We start from the raw sequence: 20,893 nt of genomic DNA, 5'->3' as shown, positions 1-20,893 counted from the left end.
TCGCGCAGTGCGGGGACGGGCACCGCACACGCAACCGAGCGCCAGCGGTATCTGCGCGGCGCCCACGACCGAGGGTGCCGCCGGGCAAGGAGGGCCGCATGACCGTACGGCGAGTAATGGGCATCGAGACGGAGTACGGGATCTCCGTCCCCGGCCACCCCAACGCCAATGCCATGCTCACCTCATCCCAGATCGTCAACGCCTACGCGGCGGCGATGCACCGGGCCCGCCGGGCCCGCTGGGACTTCGAGGAGGAGAACCCGCTGCGCGACGCGCGAGGCTTCGACCTCGCCCGCGAGGCCGCCGACGCCAGCCAGCTCACCGACGAGGACATCGGCCTGGCCAACGTCATCCTCACCAACGGGGCGCGACTCTACGTCGATCACGCGCACCCCGAATACAGCGCGCCCGAGGTCACCAATCCACGAGACGCCGTGCTGTGGGACAAGGCCGGCGAGCGGATCATGGCCGAGGCCGCCGAACGCGCCGCCCAGCTCCCCGGTGCCCAGCCCATCCATCTCTACAAGAACAACACCGACAACAAGGGCGCCTCCTACGGCACGCACGAGAACTACCTGATGAAGCGGGAGACCCCCTTCTCGGACATCGTGCGCCACCTGACGCCCTTCTTCGTCTCCCGCCAGGTCTTCGCCGGGGCCGGCCGCGTAGGCATCGGCCAGGACGGCCATGAGCACGGCTTCCAGCTCAGCCAGCGAGCGGACTACTTCGAGGTCGAGGTGGGCCTTGAGACGACCCTCAAGCGCCCCATCATCAACACCCGCGACGAGCCGCACGCCGACGCCGAGAAGTACCGCCGCCTGCACGTGATCATCGGCGACGCGAACCTCTCGGAGATCTCGACCTACCTCAAGCTCGGCACCACGGCCCTGGTCCTGTCGATGATCGAGGACGGCTTCATCGCCGTCGACCTGGCCGTCGACCAGCCCGTTCGCACCCTGCACCAGGTCTCGCACGACCCGTCGCTCCAGCGCCTGATCACGCTGCGCAGCGGCCGCACACTCACCGCGGTCCAGCTCCAGATGGAGTACTTCGAGCTGTCCCGCAAATACGTCGAGGAGCGCTTCGGCGCGGACGCGGACGACCAGACCAAGGACATCCTGTCCCGCTGGGAGGACACCCTCAACCGTCTCGAACGCGACCCGATGAGCCTCGCAGGCGAGCTGGACTGGGTCGCCAAGCGGGAGCTCATGGAGGGCTACCGGCGCCGCGACAACCTCGACTGGGACGCCGCGAAGCTCCACCTGCTCGACCTCCAGTACGCCGACGTACGTCCCGAGAAGGGCCTGTACAACCGTCTGGCGGCCCGCGGCCGTATGAAGCGGCTCCTGGGCGAGGACGAGGTCGAGCGGGCCAAGGCCAAGCCGCCGGAGGACACACGCGCGTACTTCCGCGGACGCTGCCTGGAGCAGTACGCCGACGACGTCGCCGCGGCCTCCTGGGACTCGGTCATCTTCGACCTGCCCGGCCGGGACTCCCTCCAGCGGGTCCCAACCCTCGAACCGCTTCGCGGAACGCGAAATCACGTCAAGGAGCTCTTGGACCGCTGCCGCACCGCGGAAGACCTGGTCAGGGTCCTGTCGGGCAACTGAGGGGTACTCGTGCCGGGCGAGGCGGACGCCGGCCCGGCAGGGTGGAAAACCCGGCGTCCGGGAATCATCGAGATGGCCCCCGTACGTTGCCGAAACTGCGGGGCCGATGTCAGACCCGGCTTGTAGGGTCTGATCATCACCGATCGGCAGGAAAGCCGACCTGTCGACCATGTCGGGGCGAACTGAGCGGGGTGAGGGATATGGCAACCAAGGACACCGGCGGCGGACAGCAGAAGGCCACGCGCTCTACGGAGGAGGTCGAGGAGCAGGCGGCGGAGACGCAGGCTTCGGAGGACCTCAAGGAGCGGCAGGAGAAGCTGAGCGACGACGTCGACTCGGTGCTGGACGAGATCGACGACGTACTCGAGGAAAATGCCGAGGATTTCGTGCGCTCATTCGTGCAAAAGGGTGGCCAGTAAAGGAATTCGAGCCACTTTTTGCTTCGAATCGAAGGTAGCGGGGGGCGAGGGTGGCTGGGGATCCGAGCGCGAAGCAGTGCACGGGCTGCACGCGCGACCTGCCTCCCCAGGCATTCGCACGGGACAAGAACCGGCGTGATGGCCTTCAGGTGCGGTGCCGGGAGTGCGTGGCGGAGTACAGCGCAGCGCACTACCGGCGCCGCCGGGAAGCCGTGGGGAAGTCGGTACGGGAGAAGGTGGACGTGCCGGCCGGGCACAAGCTCTGTCGGACGTGCGGTGAGGTCAAGCCGCACAGCGAGTGGCATCGCAACGCCACTGCATCCGACGGTCTGTCGACGCGGTGCAAGGCGTGCCGGGCCATCCAGGGTCGGCAGGACCATCTGAAGCGCCAGTACGGCATCACCGAAGCGGAGCGCGACGAATTGGTTGCCTCTCAAGGCGGCGTCCGCTGCATATGTTTGGCGGCTGTGCCCGCGCATGTGGATCACTGCCACGAGACGGGTAGGGTCCGTGGCGTACTGTGCTTCAGCTGCAACGCCGCACTGGGGCAGTTCAAGGATCGGCCCGATGTCACAAGGCGGGCTGCTGCTTATGTGGAAGGAATCGCGTGGAAGCCAACACTCGTAGCACCGGGCGTCTACCAGCTGCCTTCCTGACGCCTGGGTCGTCCTCGTTCATGGACTTCCTCTCCGAGCACCAGCCTCGGCTGCTGCCGGGGAATCGCCAACTGCCGCCGGTGCAGGGGGTGATCGAGGCGCCGCACGGCACGACCATCGTGGCGGTGACGTTCCCCGGAGGCGTCGTGCTGGCCGGTGACCGGCGGGCCACCATGGGCAACGTCATCGCGCAGCGCGACATGGAGAAGGTCTTCCCGGCGGACGAGTACTCGGCCGTCGGTATCGCCGGCACCGCCGGTCTCGCCATCGAGATGGTGAAGCTCTTCCAGCTGGAGCTGGAGCACTTCGAGAAGGTCGAGGGCGCGCAGCTGTCGCTGGAGGGCAAGGCGAACCGGTTGTCGACCATGATCAGGTCGAACCTGGGCATGGCGATGCAGGGGCTGGCGGTGGTGCCGTTGTTCGCCGGGTACGACGTGGACCGCGACAAGGGTCGGATCTTCTCCTACGACGTCACGGGTGGTCGTTCCGAGGAGCACGGTTATGCGGCCACCGGTTCCGGTTCGATCTTCGCGCGCGGCGCGATGAAGAAGCTGTTCCGTGCGGACCTGAGCGAGGCCGAGGCCACGACGCTCGTGGTGCAGGCCCTGTACGACGCGGCTGACGACGACTCGGCGACCGCCGGTCCCGATGTCGCCCGCCGGATCTACCCGATCGTCACCGTGATCACCGAGGACGGTTTCCGCCGGCTCGGCGACGACGAGTCCTCCGAGATCGCCCGTTCGATCCTGGAGCGGCGCCTGGAGCAGCCCGACGGCCCGCGGGCCGCGCTGCTGTAGGCGGCGACGGTTCGGCCTTATCAAGGTGATCCTTTGACTTCGACAGAAAGGGACGGATAACCGGTGTCGACGCCGTTCTATGTCTCACCTCAGCAGGCGATGACCGACCGCGCGGAGTTCGCCCGCAAGGGCATCGCGCGCGGCCGCAGCCTGGTCGTGCTGCAGTACGCCGATGGCATTGTCTTCATCGGCGAGAATCCGTCCCGTGCGCTGCACAAGTTCAGCGAGATCTACGACCGGATCGGCTTCGCGGCGGCCGGCAAGTACAACGAGTACGAGAATTTGCGGATCGGTGGAGTGCGGTACGCCGATCTTCGTGGCTACACCTATGACCGCGATGATGTCACCGCCCGTGGTCTGGCCAACGTCTACGCCCAGACGCTGGGCACGATCTTCTCGTCGGCGGGTGAGAAGCCGTACGAGGTGGAGCTGGTCGTCGCGGAGGTCGGCGAGACGCCGGAGGGCGACCAGATCTACCGGCTGCCGCACGACGGCTCGATCGTGGACGAGCACGGTTCGGTCGCGGTGGGTGGTAACGCCGAGCAGATCAGCAGCTACCTGGACCAGCGTCATCAGGACGGTATGAGTCTGGCCGACGCCCTCAAGCTCGCCGTGCAGGCTCTGTCCCGTGACACGAACGGCACGCAGCGGGAGATCCCCGCGGAGCGGCTGGAGGTCGCGGTGCTGGATCGTACGCGTCCGCAGTCCCGCAAGTTCAAGCGCATCGTCGGTCGTCAGCTGGCGCGGTTGCTGGAGGCGGACGGAGCCTCGACGGAGGCCGAGAGCGCCGACGGGGCGGAGGACTCCGAGGGGTCCGAGGAGTAGTTCTGCTTCGTCCTGTCCTTGCTGTGCCCCGGTCCGAGCCCTTCGGCCGGGGCACAAGGCGTTCAGGAGGCGCTCAGGGCGCGCTGGGCGGCGCTGTGGAGCCGCGTACGACGAGTTCGACGGGGATGTCGCCGTCCACGGGTACCCGGCCTTCCAGGACTGCCAGCAGGGCCTGCATGCCCCGTTCCCCGAAGAGCTCGGCGTCGAGGCGGACGGTGGTGAGCTCGGGGTCGAGGGCGGTGGCGAGGGCGAGGTCGTCGAGGCCGGTCACGGAGACGTCGTCGGGGATGCGCAGTCCCAGTCGGCGTACGGCCTTGTACGCGCCGGCGGCGAGTTTGTCGTCGTCGCAGACGATCGCGGTGGGGCGGGGGCCCTCGGCGGAGAGCGCCGCGGTGGCGGCGGCGAGGGCGCCGTCGATGGAGATGGGGGCGCGGACGGTGAGCAGGGAGGTGCCGGGGACGGCGGCGAGCCGGGTGACGAGTTCCTGTGCGCGTACCTCGAAGGTCCAGGAGGCGACGTCCGCCGCCAGGTGCAGGAAGCGGCGGTGGCCGAGACCCAGCAGGTACCGGGCGACCTGGCGGACGCCGTCCGCGATGTCCAGGTTCACGGTGGCCGCGCCGAGGCTGCCCTCGGGGTCGCTGTCGAGCATGACGAGCGGGAGCTGGTCGCCGCGGATGGCGGTGAGGGCGTCGGCGGCCATGGAGGAGGCGATGACGCCGTCCAGGGCGGCCTGGGCGGAGGCGAAGGGGTCGCGGGCCGGGCCGATGCCTTCGGGGGAGGGGTAGAGGACGACGCCGAAGCCGTGTTCGGCGGCGATGCGGGCGGCGCCGGTGTAGACACCGGCGAAGAACTCGGTGGTCAGGGCGGGGACCACGAGGAGGACGGTCCGGGTGCGTCCGAGGCGGAGGTTGCGGGCGGCGAGGTTGGGCCGGTAGTCCAGTCGGCGGGCGGCTTCCCGGACGCGCTCGGCCGTGGCTTCGGAGACCCGGCCGCGCCATTTGTCGCCGAGCACCAGTGAGACCGCCGCCTGCGAGACGCCCGCGGCCTGGGCGACGTCCCGGCTGGTGGGTCGGGTGCTGCCGTGTGCCACCGTCCGCCTGCTCCTCTTCGTGTGGTCGTCCGACGCCGTCGCCCCGGCCGTCTTCGGCCCGCTCCCCGTCTGGACTCGTGAACAGCGCTCATGGTACGTATGAGTGAAGACGTTATACGTAAAACTTGGCGGAGGGCGGCACGGCGGATGACGGGCGCATACGGGGAGATCCTCAGGGTGAGGCACGCCGCCCGGCTGCTCGCCGGCACGCTCATGGGGCGGCTGCCGAACGCGGTGGCGGCGATCGCGATCGTGCTCTTCGTGCGGGAGGAGGGCGGTTCCTACAGCCTCGCCGGCGCTCTGGCGGCGGTGTACGGGATCGCCAACGCCGTGGGGCAGCCGGTACTGGGGCGGCTGGTGGACCTGTACGGGCAGCCGCGGGTGCAGCTGCCCGCCGCCGTGGCCTCCGCCCTCGCGGCGGCCGTGTTCGCCTTCGTGGGCATCGGCCCGCTGCCGCTCGCCTACGCCGCCGTGGCGGCCGCCGGGCTGTTCACGCCGCCCCTGGAAGGCGGTCTGCGGGCGCTGTGGTCGTCGGTCCTCCACAAGGAGGGTCAGGTGCATGCCGCGTACGCGATGGACGCGGTGGCGCAGGAAGTCATGTTCACCGTCGGACCGTTGCTGCTGACGCTGTGCGCTTCCTTGTGGTCGGCGCAGGCGGCGCTGCTGGTCCTGAACGTCCTCGGGGTGCTGGGCGCGCTGTCGGTGGTCGTGTCGCCGCCCTCGCGCGCGTGGCGCTCGGCACCGCGTGAGGCGCACTGGCTCGGGGCGCTGCGGTCGGCCGGGCTGCTCGCGCTGCTCGCGTCGTTCCTGTTCATCGGGATGGCGCTGGGCTCGATCGCGGTCGCGGCCATGTCGTACGCGGACGACAACGGCGGTGACACGGTGTACGGCTGGCTGATGGCGGGCGTGGGTCTGGGTGCGCTGATCGGCGGCACGGTGTACGGGGCGCGGCAGTGGGCCGGGGAGCCGGCGCGGCGACTGCGGGTGCTGGTGGCGCTTCTGGCGGTGTGTTACCTGCCCCTGATGCTGGTACCCGGGCCCGTGGCCATGACGTTGCTGAGCGTGCTCGCCGGTGTGTTCCTCGCCCCCTGCATCGCCTGTGCGTTCGTGCTGGTCGACCGGCACGCGCCGCGCGGCACGGTCACCGAGGCCTTCTCGTGGCTGGTCACCACGTTCACCGTGGGTGCCTCGGTCGGAACGGGACTGGCGGGGCCGGTCGTCGAGGAGGGCGGGGCCCTGTGGGGGTTCGCGGTGCCGGGTGCCGCGGGGGCGGTGTCGCTGCTGGTCCTGCTGGGCACGGGGCGGGTCCTCGCAGCTCCCGGCAGGGGCGCGGTTGTTGCGGCTTCATCGGAAAATGATCCAAACCGTGCTGTCGAACCCCGTTTCAGCTCAGGGGATCGGGCGTAATGTTCAGTCATGGACCGCCGCATTTTCGGGCTGGAGAACGAGTACGGCGTCACGTGCACGTTCAGGGGACAGCGCCGCCTGTCGCCTGACGAGGTGGCGCGGTACCTCTTCCGCCGTGTCGTGTCATGGGGCCGTAGCAGCAATGTCTTTCTGCGGAACGGCGCCCGGCTCTATCTCGACGTGGGGTCACATCCGGAATACGCGACACCCGAATGTGACAACGTGACCGAACTGGTCACCCACGACAAGGCCGGCGAGCGCATTCTGGAAGGACTCCTGGTAGACGCGGAACGACGCCTGCACGAGGAGGGAATCGCGGGCGACGTCTACCTCTTCAAGAACAACACCGACTCGGCGGGCAACTCCTACGGTTGCCACGAGAACTATCTCGTGGCGCGGCACGGGGAGTTCTCCCGGCTCGCGGACATCCTCATCCCGTTCCTCGTCACGCGCCAGCTGCTGTGCGGCGCGGGCAAGGTCCTGCAGACGCCGCGAGGCGCCGTGTACTGCGTCAGCCAGCGGGCGGAGCACATCTGGGAGGGCGTCTCCTCGGCGACGACCCGTTCCCGGCCGATCATCAACACCCGCGACGAGCCGCACGCGGACGCCGAGCGCTATCGCCGCCTGCACGTCATCGTGGGCGACTCGAACATGTCCGAGACGACCATGCTGCTCAAGGTCGGCGCGACCGACCTGGTGCTGCGCATGATCGAGGCGGGCACGGTGATGCGCGACCTGACCCTGGAGAACCCGATCCGGGCGATCCGCGAGGTCAGCCACGACATCACGGGCCGCCGCAAGGTCCGCCTGGCCAGCGGCCGGGAGGCCTCGGCACTGGAGGTGCAGCGGGAGTACTACGAGAAGGCCGTGGACTTCTGCGAGCGCCGCGGTATCCGCACCGGCACCGTCGAGCAGGTCCTGGAGCTGTGGGGCCGCACGCTGGAGGCGATCGAGTCCGAGGACCTCGACCGCATCGGCACCGAGATCGACTGGGTGATGAAGTACAAGCTCATCGAGCGGTACCGGGCCAAGCACAACATGACCATGTCGCACCCCCGGGTCGCGCAGATAGACCTCGCCTACCACGACATCCACCGCCGCCGCGGCCTGTACTACCTGCTGGAGAAGAAGGGGCAAGCCGCGCGCATCTGCAACGACTTGAAGATCTTCGAGGGCAAGTCCGTCCCGCCGCAGACCACTCGCGCCCGGCTGCGCGGTGACTTCATCCGCAGGGCACAGGAACAGCGCCGCGACTTCACCGTCGACTGGGTCCATCTCAAGCTCAACGACCAGGCACAGCGCACCGTGTTGTGCAAGGACCCGTTCCGCTCGGTGGACGACCGGGTGGAGAAGCTGATCGCCGGTATGTGACAGGGCGCGGTCGCTCCGGCGCCGTCCCGTGCGGGACGCCCGGTGACCGGGGGTGGTGCACCTCCGGTCACCGGGCGTTCCCCGTTTTCCGGCCGGGCCGGCGGGGACATGCCGAGGCGCCGATCAGGGCGGCGAGCGGTGCCGGGAGCGCGTACGTCGTAAAGTGGCGGCCATTGCCCGCCACCCCCTAGCCCAGTGGGACTGATGAACTTCAACACGAAACGCCGCGTCGCGGCGCTGCTGGCCGTGCCCGCCCTGCTGCTCACCGCCGCGTGCGGATCGGACGGCGACAGCGACGAGGCACAGACAGCGGCGGTCGCCGAGGTCGACGGGAAGGCCGGGGAGAAGCCCGAGATCTCCACGCCCAAGGACGGTGAGCCGGCCACGAAGACCGTGGTCGAGACGGTCTCGAAGGGCAGCGGAACCGCGATCAAGGCCTCCGACTACGTCCGGCTGGACTGGACCGTTCAGAAGTGGGGCGAGGACAAGGAGCTCGGCGGCACCTGGCAGGGCCCGGCGACCGGCGGCAGCGCGCCCCGGCAGCAGTCGGTGGAACAGGTCGGCAAGCCGAGCCGGCAGCTGCCCGCGAAGGTCCTCGACGCCGTCAAGGGCAAGCAGCCGGGCAGCCGGGTCCTCGTGCAGGGCACCGCGGGTGACCTGATCGGCGAGGCGCTGAACCCCTCCTCCGGCATCAAGGAGAAGGACGTGCTGATCTGGGTGCTCGACGTGGCCGGCGCCGCCACGGTCGACCCCAAGGCCGAGGTCAAGGGTGAGCAGGCGGCCCCGGCGCCGGGCATGCCCGAGGTGGAGGCTCCGTCGCAGAAGGCGGCGAAGATCACCATCCCCGAGAACACCAAGGCCCCCAAGGACCTCAAGCAGCAGGTGCTGATCAAGGGCGACGGCAAGAAGGTCGAGGCCGGTCAGGGCCTCGTGGCCCAGTACACCGGGGTCAAGTGGGAGGACGGCAAGAAGTTCGACTCCTCCTGGGACCACGGTGGCGCGACCGCCTTCCAGATCGGCACCGGCTCGGTGGTGCAGGGCTGGGACAAGGGCCTCGTCGGCAAGAACGTCGGCGACCGGGTGCTGCTGGTGATCCCGCCCTCCCTCGCCTACGGCAACAACCCCGGCAGCGAGCTGGCCAAGAACACACTGGTCTTCGTGGTGGATATCCTCGACGTCGCCTGACCGAGGTGTCTGTGCGACCGTTTCGCGACTCAGGTCACGCAAATAGGAGTGATGAAGTGAGCATCGACAAGCCCGAGATCGACTTCCCGGGCGGCGAGCCCCCGAAGGACCTCGAGATCAAGGACATCTGGGAGGGCGACGGCCCGGTGGCCCAGGCGGGCCAGACCGTCACCGTCCACTACGTGGGTGTCGCCTTCAGTACGGGTGAGGAGTTCGACGCCAGCTGGAACCGCGGTACGCCGTTCCGCTTCCCGCTGGGCGGCGGCCGCGTCATCAAGGGCTGGGACCAGGGTGTGCAGGGCATGAAGGTCGGCGGCCGCCGCCAGCTGACCATCCCGGCCCACCTCGCCTACGGCAACCAGAGCCCGACCCCGGCGATCAAGCCGGGCGAGACGCTGATCTTCGTGGTCGACCTGCTCGGCGTCTGATCGTCGCGTCCCGGTGCCCCTCCCGATCGGCGAATGGCTGATCGGCGTGCGACCGGACCCGACTACCTGGGGCCCATGCCTGTCCGGGCGTGGGCCCTCGGCTTTTGCCACGCCACTTCGGGGCGGTACGGTCATCGGTCGTAAGCACCATAGGGAAGCGAAGGGCGTCGATGGCCATTGCCAAGGCCGAGCGGCTCATGAATCTGGCGCTGTGTCTGCTCGGGACGCGGCGTCCGCTGAGCAAGCGCGAGCTGCGTGAGTCCATCGAGGCCTATCTCGAAGCGGGCAGCGACGACTCCTTCAACCGGATGTTCGAGCGCGACAAGGACGATCTGCGCGAGCTCGGCCTGGTCATCGAGACCGTCGAGAACCTCGACGGCGAGGTCGGCTACCTCGCCCGCCGGGACAGCAACCGCCTGCCGCCCATCACGCTCGACGCCGAAGAGGCGGCCGCGCTGGGGCTGGCCGCCAAGGTGTGGCAGCAGGCACGTCTGGCGGGCGCGGCCAGCGGCGCCCTGCAGAAGCTGCGGGCGGCCGGGCTGCCCGAGGACGTCGACCCGTACGGGGCGCACGGCGCCCTGGAGCCCCGCATCCCGGTGCACGAGGCCGCGTTCGAGCCGCTGATGCTGGCCTGCCGCGACCGCCGTCCGGTCGTCTTCGAGTACCGCAAGGCCACCGCCGCCCGCCCCGAGCCCCGGCACGTCGAGCCGTGGGCGCTGGAGTGCTGGCGCGGTCACTGGTACCTGGCGGGCTGGGACCGGGACCGCGGCGCGGAGCGCGTCTTCCGGCTGTCGCGGATCACCGGCAAGGTCCGCAGCCGTAGTGGCCGCTTCACCGCCCCCGTGCCCGATGTCGTCACCGTGCGCGAGACCGTGGCGAGTTGGGCGGGGGAGACCGCCGACCGGTCCGCGCTGATCCGGCTGCGTGCGGACGCCGGGTACCCCCTTCGGGCGAAGGCCACGGCGGTGCGGGAACTCGGCGACGGCTGGGACGAGTTGGAGATTCCGTACGGCCACGGGCTGGATGCCTGGCTGGTGGAGTTCGGGCCGGACGTGGTGGTCGTGGAGCCCGCGGAGCTGCGGGCCGACGTGGTGGACCGGCTGCGTGCCGTGGCCAAGGGCTGAGGGGGAGCGGAGCGACACAGTGGCAGGCAAACCGGTCAGGCCCGTCAACGCCATCGACCAGACCAGACGGATGCTCTCCCTGGTGACGTATCTCAGGGAGCGCCCCGGTGCCCGCGTCGAGGACGTGGCGCGCGCCTTCGGCATCTCCGAGGAGGAGCTGGTCTCCGACCTGGATGTGCTGCCCATGTGCGGCACCAGCTTCCGCGGCGGCGACCTGCTCGACATCGACACCGACGGCGAGCGCATCTGGTGGCACAACCCCGCCGCCCTGGGTGCGGAAGCGGCCGAGCCGCTGCGGATCGCCGCCGACGAGGCGACCGCGCTGCTGGTGGCCGCCCGGGCCGTGGCCACGCTGCCCGGACTGCGCGAGAGCGACCGGCAGGCGCTGCTGCGGGCGACCGCCAAGGTGGAGGCCGCGGCCGGTGAGGCGGCCGGTGCCAGCTCCCGGCTGTCGGTGACCTTCGAGTCCGAGGGCGGTGTCTTCGCCGACGTCGACCGCGCGATCTCCGAGCGGCGCCGGCTGTGGATCCGCTACTACTCGCCGGCCCGCGACGAGGTCACCGAGCGCGAGATCGACCCCATCCGCCTCGTCAGCGTCGGTCACACCTATGTCGAGGCCTGGTGCCGCCGCTCCGAGGCGCGACGCACCTTCCGGCTCGACCGGGTCGCCGAGATCAAGATCCTGGACGAGCCGTCCGCGCCGCCCGAGATCGAGCTGCGGGACCTGTCCGAGGGGCTGGTCCAGCCCGCGGCGGAGGACCCGGAGGTCGTCGTCGAGGTCGGCCCGGGCGGCCGCTGGGTCGCCGAGTACTACCCGCACGACAGTGCCGATGAGCTTGCGGACGGCGGTCTGCGTATCACTCTGCGGACCCCCGACCCGGCGTCGCTGCGGCGCCTGGCGCTGCGACTCGGGCGCGACGGGCGCATCGTGTCGCCGCCGGAGCTGGCGGACAGCGCCCGGCAGGCGGCCCGCGAGGCGCTGGCCGCGTACGACGGGACCGAGGGGATCGAGGTGCAGGGCGCTCACATGGCGCATCCGGTTCACGACGGACAGTAGGACGAGGTTCGACGGTGTCGGGCAGGCAGGGCGACAGGCGGGAGCAGGGGCTTTGAGCGAGTCGATGTCCGGGGTGCGGGAGATGACGGTGGCGTCCGCGTTCGCCGGAATGAGAAGCGTCGCCCCGGTGATGTTCAGGGCGGGCTGCCCGGACTGCCGCGGCTCCTTCGAACTCGCCGCGGGCGCCCTGCGCCTCGCCATCGGTGCGACCAGCCGCACGACGTTCTACTCCTTCACCTGCCCCGAGTGCGGCGCCGCCGTCCGCAAGCCGGCCGGGGAGCGGATCGTCGAGCTGCTCACGGGCGGTGGGGTCAGGACCCTGCGGCTGCACTCCACGGTGTAGGACGGTCTAGGCTCGGCGTCATGTTCTGGCCGATGTTCGCGGTAGCCGTGGGTTTTCTGGGTCTTGTGGTGCTCGGTGTTCTCGCCGTGCGGGTCTTCCTGGAGGCGCAGCGCCTGGGCCGCCAGGTGGCGGATTCGGCGCGCCGGATCAGCAGGGCGGCCGAGGACCTGGAGCGGGCGAGCCTGAGCGCGGCCCGAGCCGCGGACTCTCTGTGACGTCGCCGAGGAATGGGTGTGAGTCCTGCGTCGCATGCGTTTTGGGCCACTTCGCCCTGTCAACTTGCCGTGTGGGCCAGGTACGCTGCTGGTCGCGGGTCGGAGAACGAGGCCCGGTCCGCGGACAGGGAGTACGCACGGGGATTGCCTGACGTTCACCCCTGAGCGCTACGATCGCTGTCTACACGATCGTTCGGACATATGTCCGACCGGTCGGACAGCTTCCCCACCCCAGCCGCCTCGGTGAGAAGGTAAAGACTTATGTTCGGAAGGCTCGGAGCCCCCGAGATCATTCTCATCCTCGTCGTCATCATCCTGCTGTTCGGCGCGAAGAAGCTTCCGGACATGGCGCGCTCGCTCGGCAAGTCCGCCCGCATCCTGAAGAGCGAGGCCAAGGCGATGAAGGACGACGGCAAGTCCCCCGCGCCGGCCGACCCGCCGAACAACGACGAGCAGCCCCAGGCTCAGCGCATCATCCAGGCCGCCCCCGGCGACGTGACCAGCTCGCGCCCGGTCAACGAGCCGACGGACACGACCAAGCGCTGACGCAGGGCCGGTGACCTCCGGCCCGATGCACGAGATGGGAACGTGGGTTGCTGAAGTCTGCCCGCAAGCAGGAGAAGGATCCCGAGGGGCGGATGCCCCTCGCGGAGCACTTGCGTGAACTCCGCAACCGGCTCGTCAAGAGCCTGCTGGCGGTCCTCGTCACGACGATCGTCGCAGCCTTCTTCTACAAAGACATCATCGAGTTCTTCACCAATCCCATCCTCGAGGCGGTGGGATGCGACTACAGCTTCGCCGAGCTGGCGAAGAACACGAGCGAGCAGAAGTGCGCGCGCATCGTGCAGAACGGTCTGCTGAGTCCGTTCACGCTCGCCCTCACGGTCTCGCTGTCGTCCGGTGTCGTGCTGGCCTCCCCGGTCTGGCTGTACCAGCTCTGGGCGTTCGTCGCCCCGGGCCTGCACCGGCACGAGCGCAAGTACGCCTACGCGTTCGTCGGCGCCGGCTTCCCGCTGTTCGTCACGGGTGCCTACTTCGCCTACTGGTCGCTGCCCAAGATGGCCTCGGTCATGCTCGAGTTCGCCATCATCGGCAGTGACAACCAGCTCCCCCTCGACGACCTCCTGCAGCTGATCATGCGGATGATCGTCGTCTTCGGTCTCTCCTTCGAGCTGCCCCTGCTGCTGGTCATGCTCAACTTCAGCGGCGTGCTCTCCGGCAAGAAGATGGCCGGCTGGTGGCGCGGCATGATCATGGGCATCACGCTCTTCGCGGCGATCGCCACTCCCAGCACCGACCCGATCTCCATGCTGGCGCTCGCGGGCCCCATCTGGATCCTGTACTTCGGCGCTACGGGCATCGCACTCCTCAACGACCGGCGCCGCGCCCGCCGCGACGCGGAAGGGCCCGCCGACGACGAGGCCTCCGACCTGGATCTGACCCCCGACGACATCGGCGAGGTCGAGGCCGTCCCGGCCGCCAGGGCACTGCCCGAGCAGGCGAGCACGGAGCGGGTCAACGGCTACGACGACGTGACCTGACCGCTCACTCGCAGGAACACCACGGCCGGGGCGCCCACGGGGCGCGCCCGGCCGCTTGCGTTGCGCCACCGTCAGCGCCGTGAGCTGCGCGGACCCACGGGTTCGCGCAGTGCGGATCCCGATAATGATCGTCCTGTTGTCAGTGGGGCCCGGTACGCTCGAAAGCACGATGACAGAGGATCTCTCTCCGGCCGAGCGGTATGCGGCAGCGCGCAGGCGCGCTGTCGAGCAGGCCACCGCGCTCGCCTCCTTCCGCGAGATGTACGACTTCGGCCTCGACCCCTTCCAGATCGAGGCCTGCCAGGCGCTCGAAGGGGGGAAGGGCGTGCTGGTGGCCGCGCCCACCGGCTCCGGCAAGACGATCGTGGGCGAGTTCGCCGTCCACCTCGCCCTGATGCAGGGCAAGAAGTGCTTCTACACGACGCCCATCAAGGCGCTGTCCAACCAGAAGTACGCCGACCTGTGCCGCCGTTACGGCAACGGCATGGTCGGTCTGCTCACCGGTGACAACAGCGTCAACCCCGACGCCGCCGTGGTCGTGATGACCACGGAGGTGCTGCGGAACATGCTGTACGCGGGCTCGCAGACCCTCCTCGGCCTCGGCTACGTGGTGATGGACGAGGTGCACTACCTCTCCGACCGCTTCCGCGGCGCCGTGTGGGAGGAAGTGATCATCCACCTTCCCGAGTCGGTCACGCTCGTCTCCCTGTCGGCGACCGTGTCGAACGCCGAGGAGTTCGGCGACTGGCTCGACACCGTCCGCGGCGACACCGAGGTGATCGTCTCCGAGCACCGGCCCGTGCCGCTGTTCCAGCACGTGCTCGCCGGGCGCCGGATGTACGACCTGTTCGAGGAGGGCGAGGGCCACAAGAAGGCCGTCAACCCCGATCTCACGCGGCTGGCGCGGATGGAGGCGACCAGGCCGTCGTACCAGGACCGCAGACGCGGGCGCGCGATGCGGGAGGCCGATCGCGAGCGGGAGCGCAGACAGCGGTCCCGGGTGTGGACACCCGGCCGGCCCGAGGTCATCGAACGCCTCGACGCCGAGGGGCTGCTGCCCGCGATCACCTTCATCTTCAGCCGTGCCGCCTGTGAGGCCGCCGTACAGCAGTGCCTTTACGCGGGACTCCGGCTGAACGACGAGGAGGCGCGGGAGAAGGTGCGCGCGCTCGTCGAGGAGCGCACCGCCTCCATCCCCACCGAGGATCTGCACGTCCTGGGCTACTACGAGTGGCTGGAGGGCCTGGAACGCGGTATAGCGGCCCACCACGCGGGCATGCTGCCGACCTTCAAGGAGGTCGTCGAGGAGTTGTTCGTCCGCGGCCTGGTGAAGGCCGTGTTCGCCACGGAGACGCTGGCGCTGGGCATCAATATGCCCGCCCGCTCGGTGGTGTTGGAGAAGCTCGTCAAGTGGAACGGCGAGCAGCACGCCGACATCACACCCGGCGAGTACACGCAGCTGACGGGGCGTGCGGGGCGGCGCGGTATCGACGTCGAGGGGCACGCCGTCGTGCTGTGGCAGCGCGGTATGAGCCCCGAGCACCTGGCGGGACTGGCCGGCACCCGCACCTATCCGCTGCGGTCCAGCTTCAAGCCCTCGTACAACATGGCGGTCAACCTCGTCGAGCAGTTCGGCCGGCACCGCTCCCGTGAACTGCTGGAGACGTCCTTCGCGCAGTTCCAGGCCGACAAGTCGGTCGTCGGGATCTCCCGGCAGGTGCAGCGCAACGAGGAGGGGCTGGCCGGGTACAAGGAGTCGATGACCTGCCACCTCGGGGACTTCGAGGAGTACGCGCGCCTGCGCCGCGAACTCAAGGACCGGGAGAACGAGCTGGCCCGGCAGGGCGCGGCGCAGCGGCGCGCGGAGGCCGCGGTCGCCCTGGAGAGGCTCAAGCCGGGCGATGTCATCCATGTGCCGACGGGCAAGTACGCCGGTCTCGCGCTGGTGCTGGACCCCGGGCTGCCGGCCGGGCGCTCCAACGGCCACCGCGGCTTCGAGCACCACGACGGCCCGCGCCCCCTGGTCCTGACCGCCGAACGGCAGGTCAAGCGGCTGGCGTCGATGGACTTCCCGGTGCCGGTCGAGGCGCTGGAGCGGATGCGGATCCCGAAGTCCTTCAACCCGCGCTCCCCGCAGTCCCGTCGGGACCTCGCCTCCGCGTTGCGTACCAAGGCCGGGCACATCCCGCCGGAGCGGCAGCGCAAGCGGCGCTCCCAGGCGGCGGACGACCGCGAGATCGAGCGGCTGCGCAAGGCGCTGCGGGCGCACCCCTGCCACGGCTGCAACGACCGCGAGGACCACGCCCGTTGGGCTGAGCGCTATCACCGGCTGCTGCGGGACACCTCGCAGCTGGAGCGCCGTATCGAGGGCCGCACGAACACCATCGCGCGCACCTTCGACCGGATCGTCGCCCTGCTGACCGAGCTGGACTATCTGCGCGGCGACGAGGTCACCGAGCACGGCAAGCGGCTCGCGCGGCTGTACGGCGAACTCGACCTGCTGGCCAGTGAGTGCCTGCGGGAACGGGTCTGGGAGGGGCTCGGACCGGCCGAACTGGCGGCCTGCGTCTCGGCGTTGGTGTACGAGGCGCGGGTCGGCGACGACGCGATGGCCCCCAAGTTGCCTTCGGGCAAGGCCAAGGCCGCGCTGGGTGAGATGGTGCGGATCTGGGGCCGGCTGGATGCCCTGGAGGAGGAGTTCCGGATCAACCAGACCGAGGGCGTCGGGCAGCGCGAGCCGGATCTCGGGTTCGCCTGGGCCGCTTACATGTGGGCCAGCGGCAAGGGGCTGGACGAGGTACTGCGTGAGGCGGAGATGCCGGCGGGTGACTTCGTGCGGTGGTGCAAGCAGGTGATCGATGTGCTGGGGCAGATCTCGGCGGCTTCTCCTGTGGAGGGATCGACCGTGGCGAAGAACGCGCGGAAGGCCGTGGACGGGCTGCTGCGGGGAGTCGTCGCCTACTCGTCGGTGGGGTGAGCGTGCGCGGGCGGGCGCGGGGTTCGCGGCGTCCGCCCGCGGCGGGGCCGCAGCTTCGTGCGGCCCCGGCCCCATGGCGCGGACCTACCCGAGGACGACCAATTGCCGGGTCGCCCGGGTCATCGCGACATAGCGGTCCACCGCTCCCTCGATTCCCTCGCTGAAGGCTTCCGGGCGCACCAGGACGACCAGGTCGAACTCCAGGCCCTTGGACAGCTCCGGGGTCAGCGAGCGGACGCGGTCCGTCGGGCGGAACGTGGGATCGCCGATGACGCAGGCGATCCCGTCGGTGTGCGCGGCGAGCCATGCGTCGAGAATCGCGTCGAGATCCGAGACCGGGCCCCGTACGACGGGGACGCCCCCGCTGCGGATCGACGTCGGCACGTTGGCGTCCGGGAGCACGGCGCGGATGACCGGCTCGGCTTGCGCCATGATCTCCTTCGGCGTCCGGTAGTTGACGCTCAGGGAGGCCATGGTGACCCTGTCGAGCCCGACGCGCTCCAGGCGTTCTGGCCAGGACTCCGTGAAGCCGTGCCTGGCCTGGGCGCGGTCGCCGACGATGGTGAAACTGCGGGACGGGCACCGCAGCAGCAGCATCTGCCACTCCGCGTCGGTCAGTTCCTGAGCCTCGTCCACGACGATGTGGGCGAACGGGCCGGCCAGCAGATCGGGGTCGGCGGGCGGTAGTTCGGACTCGTCGACCAGGCTGACCCGGGCGTCCGCGCCCCGCAACATCGTCACCAGGCCCTCCCCGTCGTCACCGTCGGCGCCCGAGACGGCCGCGGCCTCGATGAGGTTGTCCACGACCTGCGTCATCCGCTCACGCTGGGCCGCGATGGCCGCCTCGTGCCGGCGCCTGCGCCGGGCCGCCTCCGGATCGCCGAGCCGCTGCCGTGCCGCGTCCAGGAGCGGTAGGTCGGACACCGTCCAGGCCTGCGGCCGCGTACGCTGCAGCCGTCGTACCTCGTCGGGGCCGAGCCAGGGAGCGCACATCCGCAGATAGGCCGGCACCGACCACAGGTCCGAGACGAGGTCGGCCGCTTCGAGCAGGGGCCAGGCGCGGTCGAAGGCCGTGCGCAGGTCCCGGTTCCGGGCCAGGGACCTGCGCAGCAGGTGGGGCGGGACGTCGCCGTCGTGCGCCGAGGCCTCGTCGTCGTGCTTGTCGACCAGGATCGTGAGCAACTCCTCCCAGACCTGGTCGCGGGCCTCGTTGTGCGGGGTGCCGGGCTCCGCCGCGTCGAAGGCCACCGCCCAGTCCTCGGCGCTCAGCCGGATGTCGGACCAGTGGGTGCTGACCGTCATCCCCTCGGCGGGTGGTTCCTCGTAGAACCGGACGGCCGTCTCGATCGCCTTCACCAGGGCCGCCGACGACTTCAGGCGGGCCACCTCGGGGTCCGCCTCGACGCCCGCCCCGGCCCCCTCTTCGACGAGGTCCCGCAGCAGACAGGTCTGCACGCCCTCCTCACCGAGGCTGGGCAGGACGTCGGCGACGTAGGACAGGTAGGGCCGGTGCGGTCCGACGAACAGCACGCCGCCCCGACGCTGCCCGAGGCGGGGGTCGGAGTGCAGGAGATAGGCGGAGCGGTGCAGGGCGACCACGGTCTTCCCGGTGCCCGGACCGCCGTCGACGACCAGGGCGCCCTGGGACCCCGCGCGGATGATGGCGTCCTGGTCGGCCTGGATGGTGCCCAGCACGTCCCGCATCCGTTCCGACCTGCTGCTGCCCAGCCCGGCGATGAAGGCGGACTGGTCGTCGAGCGCGGCGTGCCCGGCGAAGCCGTCCGAGGTGAACACCTCGTCCCAGTAGTCGCTGATCCGGCCGTCGCTCCAGCGGTACCTGCGGCGGCTCGTCAGACCCATGGGGTTGGCGTGGGTGGCTCCGAAGAACGGCTCGGCGGCGGGGGAGCGCCAGTCGACCAGCAGCCGGCGGCCGGTGCTGTCCGTGAGACCGAGCCGCCCCACGTACACCGGCTCGGCGCCGTCGGCGCCGACCATGCGGCCGAGGCACAGGTCCAGGCCGAAGCGGCGCAGCGTACGCAGGCGGGCGGTCAGCCGGTGGACTTCGGCGTCCCGGTCCATCGCGTGCCGGCCCAGGCCACCGGGCGCCCTGCGCTCGGCGTCGAGGCGCTCGGACACCTCCGCGGCGGACTGTTCCAGGCACTGCGCGAGGGCCGCGAAGTGCTGCTCGTCAGCGGCGATCAGCGCCGGGTCGGCCTTGGCACGGAGGCGATGGGGAAGGGCGAACACGGTGGTGGCGGTGAGGGGGTTCACGGCGTACTGCTCCGATCTGGGTCGCTGACGACCCTCGCTTGTGGCGAGGGGGCCGGACCGGGGTGACGAGGGGGTGAACCGGTGACCGGGCGCATGCCGGGCCCAGGGGCGGTCAGGTCGTCGGCGTGTGCGGACTGTCGTGTCCGGGTGTCATGAGCCGTGCCGCGGTGGCACCGCGGGTCATGGGGATGCAGGCCTCCCGGCGCGGCTGTTGGTGTCGAGGAGGAGTTGCGCGGCCACCGTGGCCCCGTCGGTGCGGATCGTGGCGGCGACGGCCGCCGCTCGCGCGCGGGTCTTGGGGGACAGGGCCGAACCGAGCGCGGTCGACAGGGACTCGAAGGTGGGAGCGGGGCCGTCGTGCGCGGCACCCACGCCCAGCTCGGCCACACGGCCGGCCCAGTACGGCTGGTCCGCGAGCTGGGGGACGACCACCTGGGGCGCGCCGGCCCGGGCGGCGGTCGTCGTGGTGCCGGCGCCACCGTGGTGCACCACGGCGGCCACCCGCCGGAACAGGGCCTGCTGATTGACCTCGCCGACGGCGAAGCAGTCGTCCTGGTCGTCGGCGAGGCCCAGGTCGGCCCAGCCGCGCCCGACGAGCACCCGGTGCCCGCGCGCGCGGACCGCCGCAACGGCCGCCCGCGCCACGCCCTGCGCGTCCTGGAGCGCCATGCTCCCGAAGCCCACGTACACCGGTGGAGCGCCGGCGTCCAGGAATGCCTCCAGATCCGCCGGGAGCGGCCGCTCGTCGGGGCGGATCCACGCGCCGGTCTGCACCACCGTGCCGTCCGCCGGTTCCGGCCACGGACTCAGGGCCGGGTCGGCCGCCAGCCACGGCCGGTCGGTGAGCACGTGATCGCGTACGTGGTCCACCGGGGGCAGCCCGTGCAAGGCCCGCCGGGTGTTGACCGCCTCGCCGAACAGCGCGTTCAGGTGCTCGGCGTTCAGGTCCCACAACGCCCGGTTGTCGGTCACGTCCGGTGGCGTGGGGCGGCCCGGCCACGTGAGCGGCGGGTGGTGCGGAGAGGGCAGGTAGGTCGGGAAGCAGGCCACGAAGACGTACGGGACGCCCAGCTTCTCGGCCACCGACCGCGCGCCTGCCGCGGCCGGGATGAGGCCGGTGGCCACCACCACGTCGCATTCCTCGGCGATCTCCATGGCCGCGTCGTACGTCGCCGTGAACACCCGGGCCGCACGCTCCGGCAGGCTCTCCGGTGGCAGCGGTGCCGCACCCGTCACGCTCTCCTTGACCATCTCGCGCACCGACCGGCCGATGGGCGCCATGGGTACCTCGATGTCCGCGAACAGCTCCGCGAAGTCCGGCGGTGCGCACACCCGCACGTCGGCGCCCCGTGCCAGCAGCGCCACCGCGAGTCCCGCCATCGGTTCGGCGTCCCCGCGCGATCCGTAGGTCACCAGCAAAGCACGCATGGCGCGATTCCCCGTTTCCGTAGATTCCGGCTCAGGCCGGAGATTCTGCGGCACGACGGGGGCCTTGCCGCAAGGCCCCCGGTGCGCTATACGTTGAGACTGGCAAGGAGTGCTGGTGACCTCCTTGCCTTCGTTGTTTCCGGGGAGTT

Annotated in this window: 19 protein-coding genes; 16 read left to right on the top strand and 3 right to left on the bottom strand. The window is 70.3% G+C overall.

The annotated features are described in order from the left end of the window. Positions 1 to 98: 98 nt before the first annotated feature. From dop to prcA, 5 genes are all read left to right on the top strand, one after another. Positions 99 to 1,610: a depupylase/deamidase Dop gene (gene dop, locus ACWCPI_RS20980; RefSeq protein WP_451039524.1), complete on the top strand. Its 1,512-nt coding sequence runs from the start codon at positions 99 to 101 to the stop codon at positions 1,608 to 1,610. A 200-nt stretch (positions 1,611 to 1,810) separates the two neighbouring features. Further along, on the top strand, positions 1,811 to 2,029 hold the full coding sequence (locus tag ACWCPI_RS20975) for a ubiquitin-like protein Pup (RefSeq protein ID WP_019757212.1): 219 nt from the start codon (positions 1,811 to 1,813) through the stop codon (positions 2,027 to 2,029). 50 nt (positions 2,030 to 2,079) lie between these two features. Beyond that, positions 2,080 to 2,685 carry an endonuclease VII domain-containing protein gene (locus ACWCPI_RS20970; RefSeq protein ID WP_451039523.1) on the top strand — a complete coding sequence of 202 codons (606 nt, stop codon included), beginning with the start codon at positions 2,080 to 2,082 and terminating at the stop codon, positions 2,683 to 2,685. After that, positions 2,637 to 3,482, top strand: a complete 846-nt coding sequence (gene prcB / locus ACWCPI_RS20965; RefSeq protein WP_451039522.1) for a proteasome subunit beta — start codon at positions 2,637 to 2,639, stop codon at positions 3,480 to 3,482. Before ACWCPI_RS20970 ends, prcB begins: the two co-directional genes overlap by 49 nt. Before the next feature lie 63 nt (positions 3,483 to 3,545). Beyond that, on the top strand, positions 3,546 to 4,307 hold the full coding sequence (prcA, locus tag ACWCPI_RS20960) for a proteasome subunit alpha (protein ID WP_388806844.1): 762 nt from the start codon (positions 3,546 to 3,548) through the stop codon (positions 4,305 to 4,307). 73 nt (positions 4,308 to 4,380) lie between these two features. Here prcA and ACWCPI_RS20955 read toward each other — a convergent pair whose 3' ends face one another. After that, positions 4,381 to 5,397 (bottom strand): LacI family DNA-binding transcriptional regulator, encoded by a 1,017-nt coding sequence (locus tag ACWCPI_RS20955; RefSeq protein ID WP_451039521.1) that lies wholly within the window; start codon positions 5,395 to 5,397, stop codon positions 4,381 to 4,383. A gap of 147 nt (positions 5,398 to 5,544) precedes the next feature. On the opposite strand from ACWCPI_RS20955, the gene ACWCPI_RS20950 reads away from it, so the two are divergent. From ACWCPI_RS20950 to ACWCPI_RS20900, 11 genes are all read left to right on the top strand, one after another. Beyond that, on the top strand, positions 5,545 to 6,804 hold the full coding sequence (locus tag ACWCPI_RS20950; RefSeq protein ID WP_451039520.1) for an MFS transporter: 1,260 nt from the start codon (positions 5,545 to 5,547) through the stop codon (positions 6,802 to 6,804). Between the two features lie 9 nt (positions 6,805 to 6,813). After that, a complete protein-coding gene (gene pafA, locus ACWCPI_RS20945; RefSeq protein WP_031486669.1) occupies positions 6,814 to 8,175 on the top strand; it encodes a Pup--protein ligase in 1,362 nt (453 codons plus the stop codon). 204 nt (positions 8,176 to 8,379) lie between these two features. Beyond that, entirely contained in the window at positions 8,380 to 9,360 is a 981-nt protein-coding gene (locus ACWCPI_RS20940; RefSeq protein ID WP_451039519.1) for an FKBP-type peptidyl-prolyl cis-trans isomerase, read from the top strand. A gap of 56 nt (positions 9,361 to 9,416) precedes the next feature. Then, positions 9,417 to 9,788, top strand: coding sequence for an FKBP-type peptidyl-prolyl cis-trans isomerase (locus ACWCPI_RS20935; RefSeq protein ID WP_451039518.1), 372 nt, complete (start codon positions 9,417 to 9,419; stop codon positions 9,786 to 9,788). Positions 9,789 to 9,958: 170 nt separating this feature from the next. After that, positions 9,959 to 10,912 carry a helix-turn-helix transcriptional regulator gene (locus tag ACWCPI_RS20930; RefSeq protein WP_451039517.1) on the top strand — a complete coding sequence of 318 codons (954 nt, stop codon included), beginning with the start codon at positions 9,959 to 9,961 and terminating at the stop codon, positions 10,910 to 10,912. A gap of 19 nt (positions 10,913 to 10,931) precedes the next feature. Beyond that, positions 10,932 to 11,969, top strand: coding sequence for a helix-turn-helix transcriptional regulator (locus tag ACWCPI_RS20925; RefSeq protein ID WP_451039516.1), 1,038 nt, complete (start codon positions 10,932 to 10,934; stop codon positions 11,967 to 11,969). Between the two features lie 52 nt (positions 11,970 to 12,021). Continuing rightward, positions 12,022 to 12,312, top strand: a complete 291-nt coding sequence (locus ACWCPI_RS20920; RefSeq protein ID WP_451039515.1) for a hypothetical protein — start codon at positions 12,022 to 12,024, stop codon at positions 12,310 to 12,312. 20 nt (positions 12,313 to 12,332) lie between these two features. Beyond that, on the top strand, positions 12,333 to 12,527 hold the full coding sequence (locus ACWCPI_RS20915) for a hypothetical protein (RefSeq protein ID WP_388806859.1): 195 nt from the start codon (positions 12,333 to 12,335) through the stop codon (positions 12,525 to 12,527). Positions 12,528 to 12,788: 261 nt separating this feature from the next. Further along, positions 12,789 to 13,073 (top strand): Sec-independent protein translocase subunit TatA, encoded by a 285-nt coding sequence (tatA, locus tag ACWCPI_RS20910; RefSeq protein ID WP_451039514.1) that lies wholly within the window; start codon positions 12,789 to 12,791, stop codon positions 13,071 to 13,073. Between the two features lie 47 nt (positions 13,074 to 13,120). After that, positions 13,121 to 14,068 (top strand): twin-arginine translocase subunit TatC, encoded by a 948-nt coding sequence (gene tatC, locus ACWCPI_RS20905; RefSeq protein ID WP_388806861.1) that lies wholly within the window; start codon positions 13,121 to 13,123, stop codon positions 14,066 to 14,068. A 124-nt stretch (positions 14,069 to 14,192) separates the two neighbouring features. Next, on the top strand, positions 14,193 to 17,045 hold the full coding sequence (locus ACWCPI_RS20900; RefSeq protein ID WP_451039513.1) for a DEAD/DEAH box helicase: 2,853 nt from the start codon (positions 14,193 to 14,195) through the stop codon (positions 17,043 to 17,045). Between the two features lie 84 nt (positions 17,046 to 17,129). Here ACWCPI_RS20900 and helR read toward each other — a convergent pair whose 3' ends face one another. Beyond that, positions 17,130 to 19,316, bottom strand: a complete 2,187-nt coding sequence (gene helR, locus ACWCPI_RS20895) for an RNA polymerase recycling motor ATPase HelR (protein ID WP_451039512.1) — start codon at positions 19,314 to 19,316, stop codon at positions 17,130 to 17,132. A gap of 180 nt (positions 19,317 to 19,496) precedes the next feature. Continuing rightward, the gene (locus ACWCPI_RS20890) at positions 19,497 to 20,744 is read right to left on the bottom strand and encodes a glycosyltransferase (protein ID WP_451039511.1); all 1,248 of its coding nucleotides are present in this window, start codon (positions 20,742 to 20,744) and stop codon (positions 19,497 to 19,499) included. Positions 20,745 to 20,893: the final 149 nt, after the last annotated feature.

Source organism: Streptomyces sp. NPDC001920, from assembly GCF_053594495.1.
Note: the sequence above shows the minus strand (reverse complement) of the source record. Positions and strands in the feature narration are given on the sequence as shown.

Excerpts from the sequence above, each read along its gene's own strand:
- pafA (WP_031486669.1), top strand. The coding sequence starts at position 6,814 with ATGGACCGCCGCATTTTCGGGCTGGAGAACGAGTACGGCGTCACGTGC.
- ACWCPI_RS20950 (WP_451039520.1), top strand. The coding sequence starts at position 5,545 with ATGACGGGCGCATACGGGGAGATCCTCAGGGTGAGGCACGCCGCCCGG.
- ACWCPI_RS20930 (WP_451039517.1), top strand. The coding sequence starts at position 9,959 with ATGGCCATTGCCAAGGCCGAGCGGCTCATGAATCTGGCGCTGTGTCTG.
- ACWCPI_RS20975 (WP_019757212.1), top strand. The coding sequence starts at position 1,811 with ATGGCAACCAAGGACACCGGCGGCGGACAGCAGAAGGCCACGCGCTCT.
- ACWCPI_RS20890 (WP_451039511.1), bottom strand. The coding sequence starts at position 20,744 with ATGCGTGCTTTGCTGGTGACCTACGGATCGCGCGGGGACGCCGAACCG.
- dop (WP_451039524.1), top strand. The coding sequence starts at position 99 with ATGACCGTACGGCGAGTAATGGGCATCGAGACGGAGTACGGGATCTCC.
- ACWCPI_RS20940 (WP_451039519.1), top strand. The coding sequence starts at position 8,380 with ATGAACTTCAACACGAAACGCCGCGTCGCGGCGCTGCTGGCCGTGCCC.
- ACWCPI_RS20915 (WP_388806859.1), top strand. The coding sequence starts at position 12,333 with ATGTTCTGGCCGATGTTCGCGGTAGCCGTGGGTTTTCTGGGTCTTGTG.
- tatA (WP_451039514.1), top strand. The coding sequence starts at position 12,789 with ATGTTCGGAAGGCTCGGAGCCCCCGAGATCATTCTCATCCTCGTCGTC.
- ACWCPI_RS20900 (WP_451039513.1), top strand. The coding sequence starts at position 14,193 with ATGATCGTCCTGTTGTCAGTGGGGCCCGGTACGCTCGAAAGCACGATG.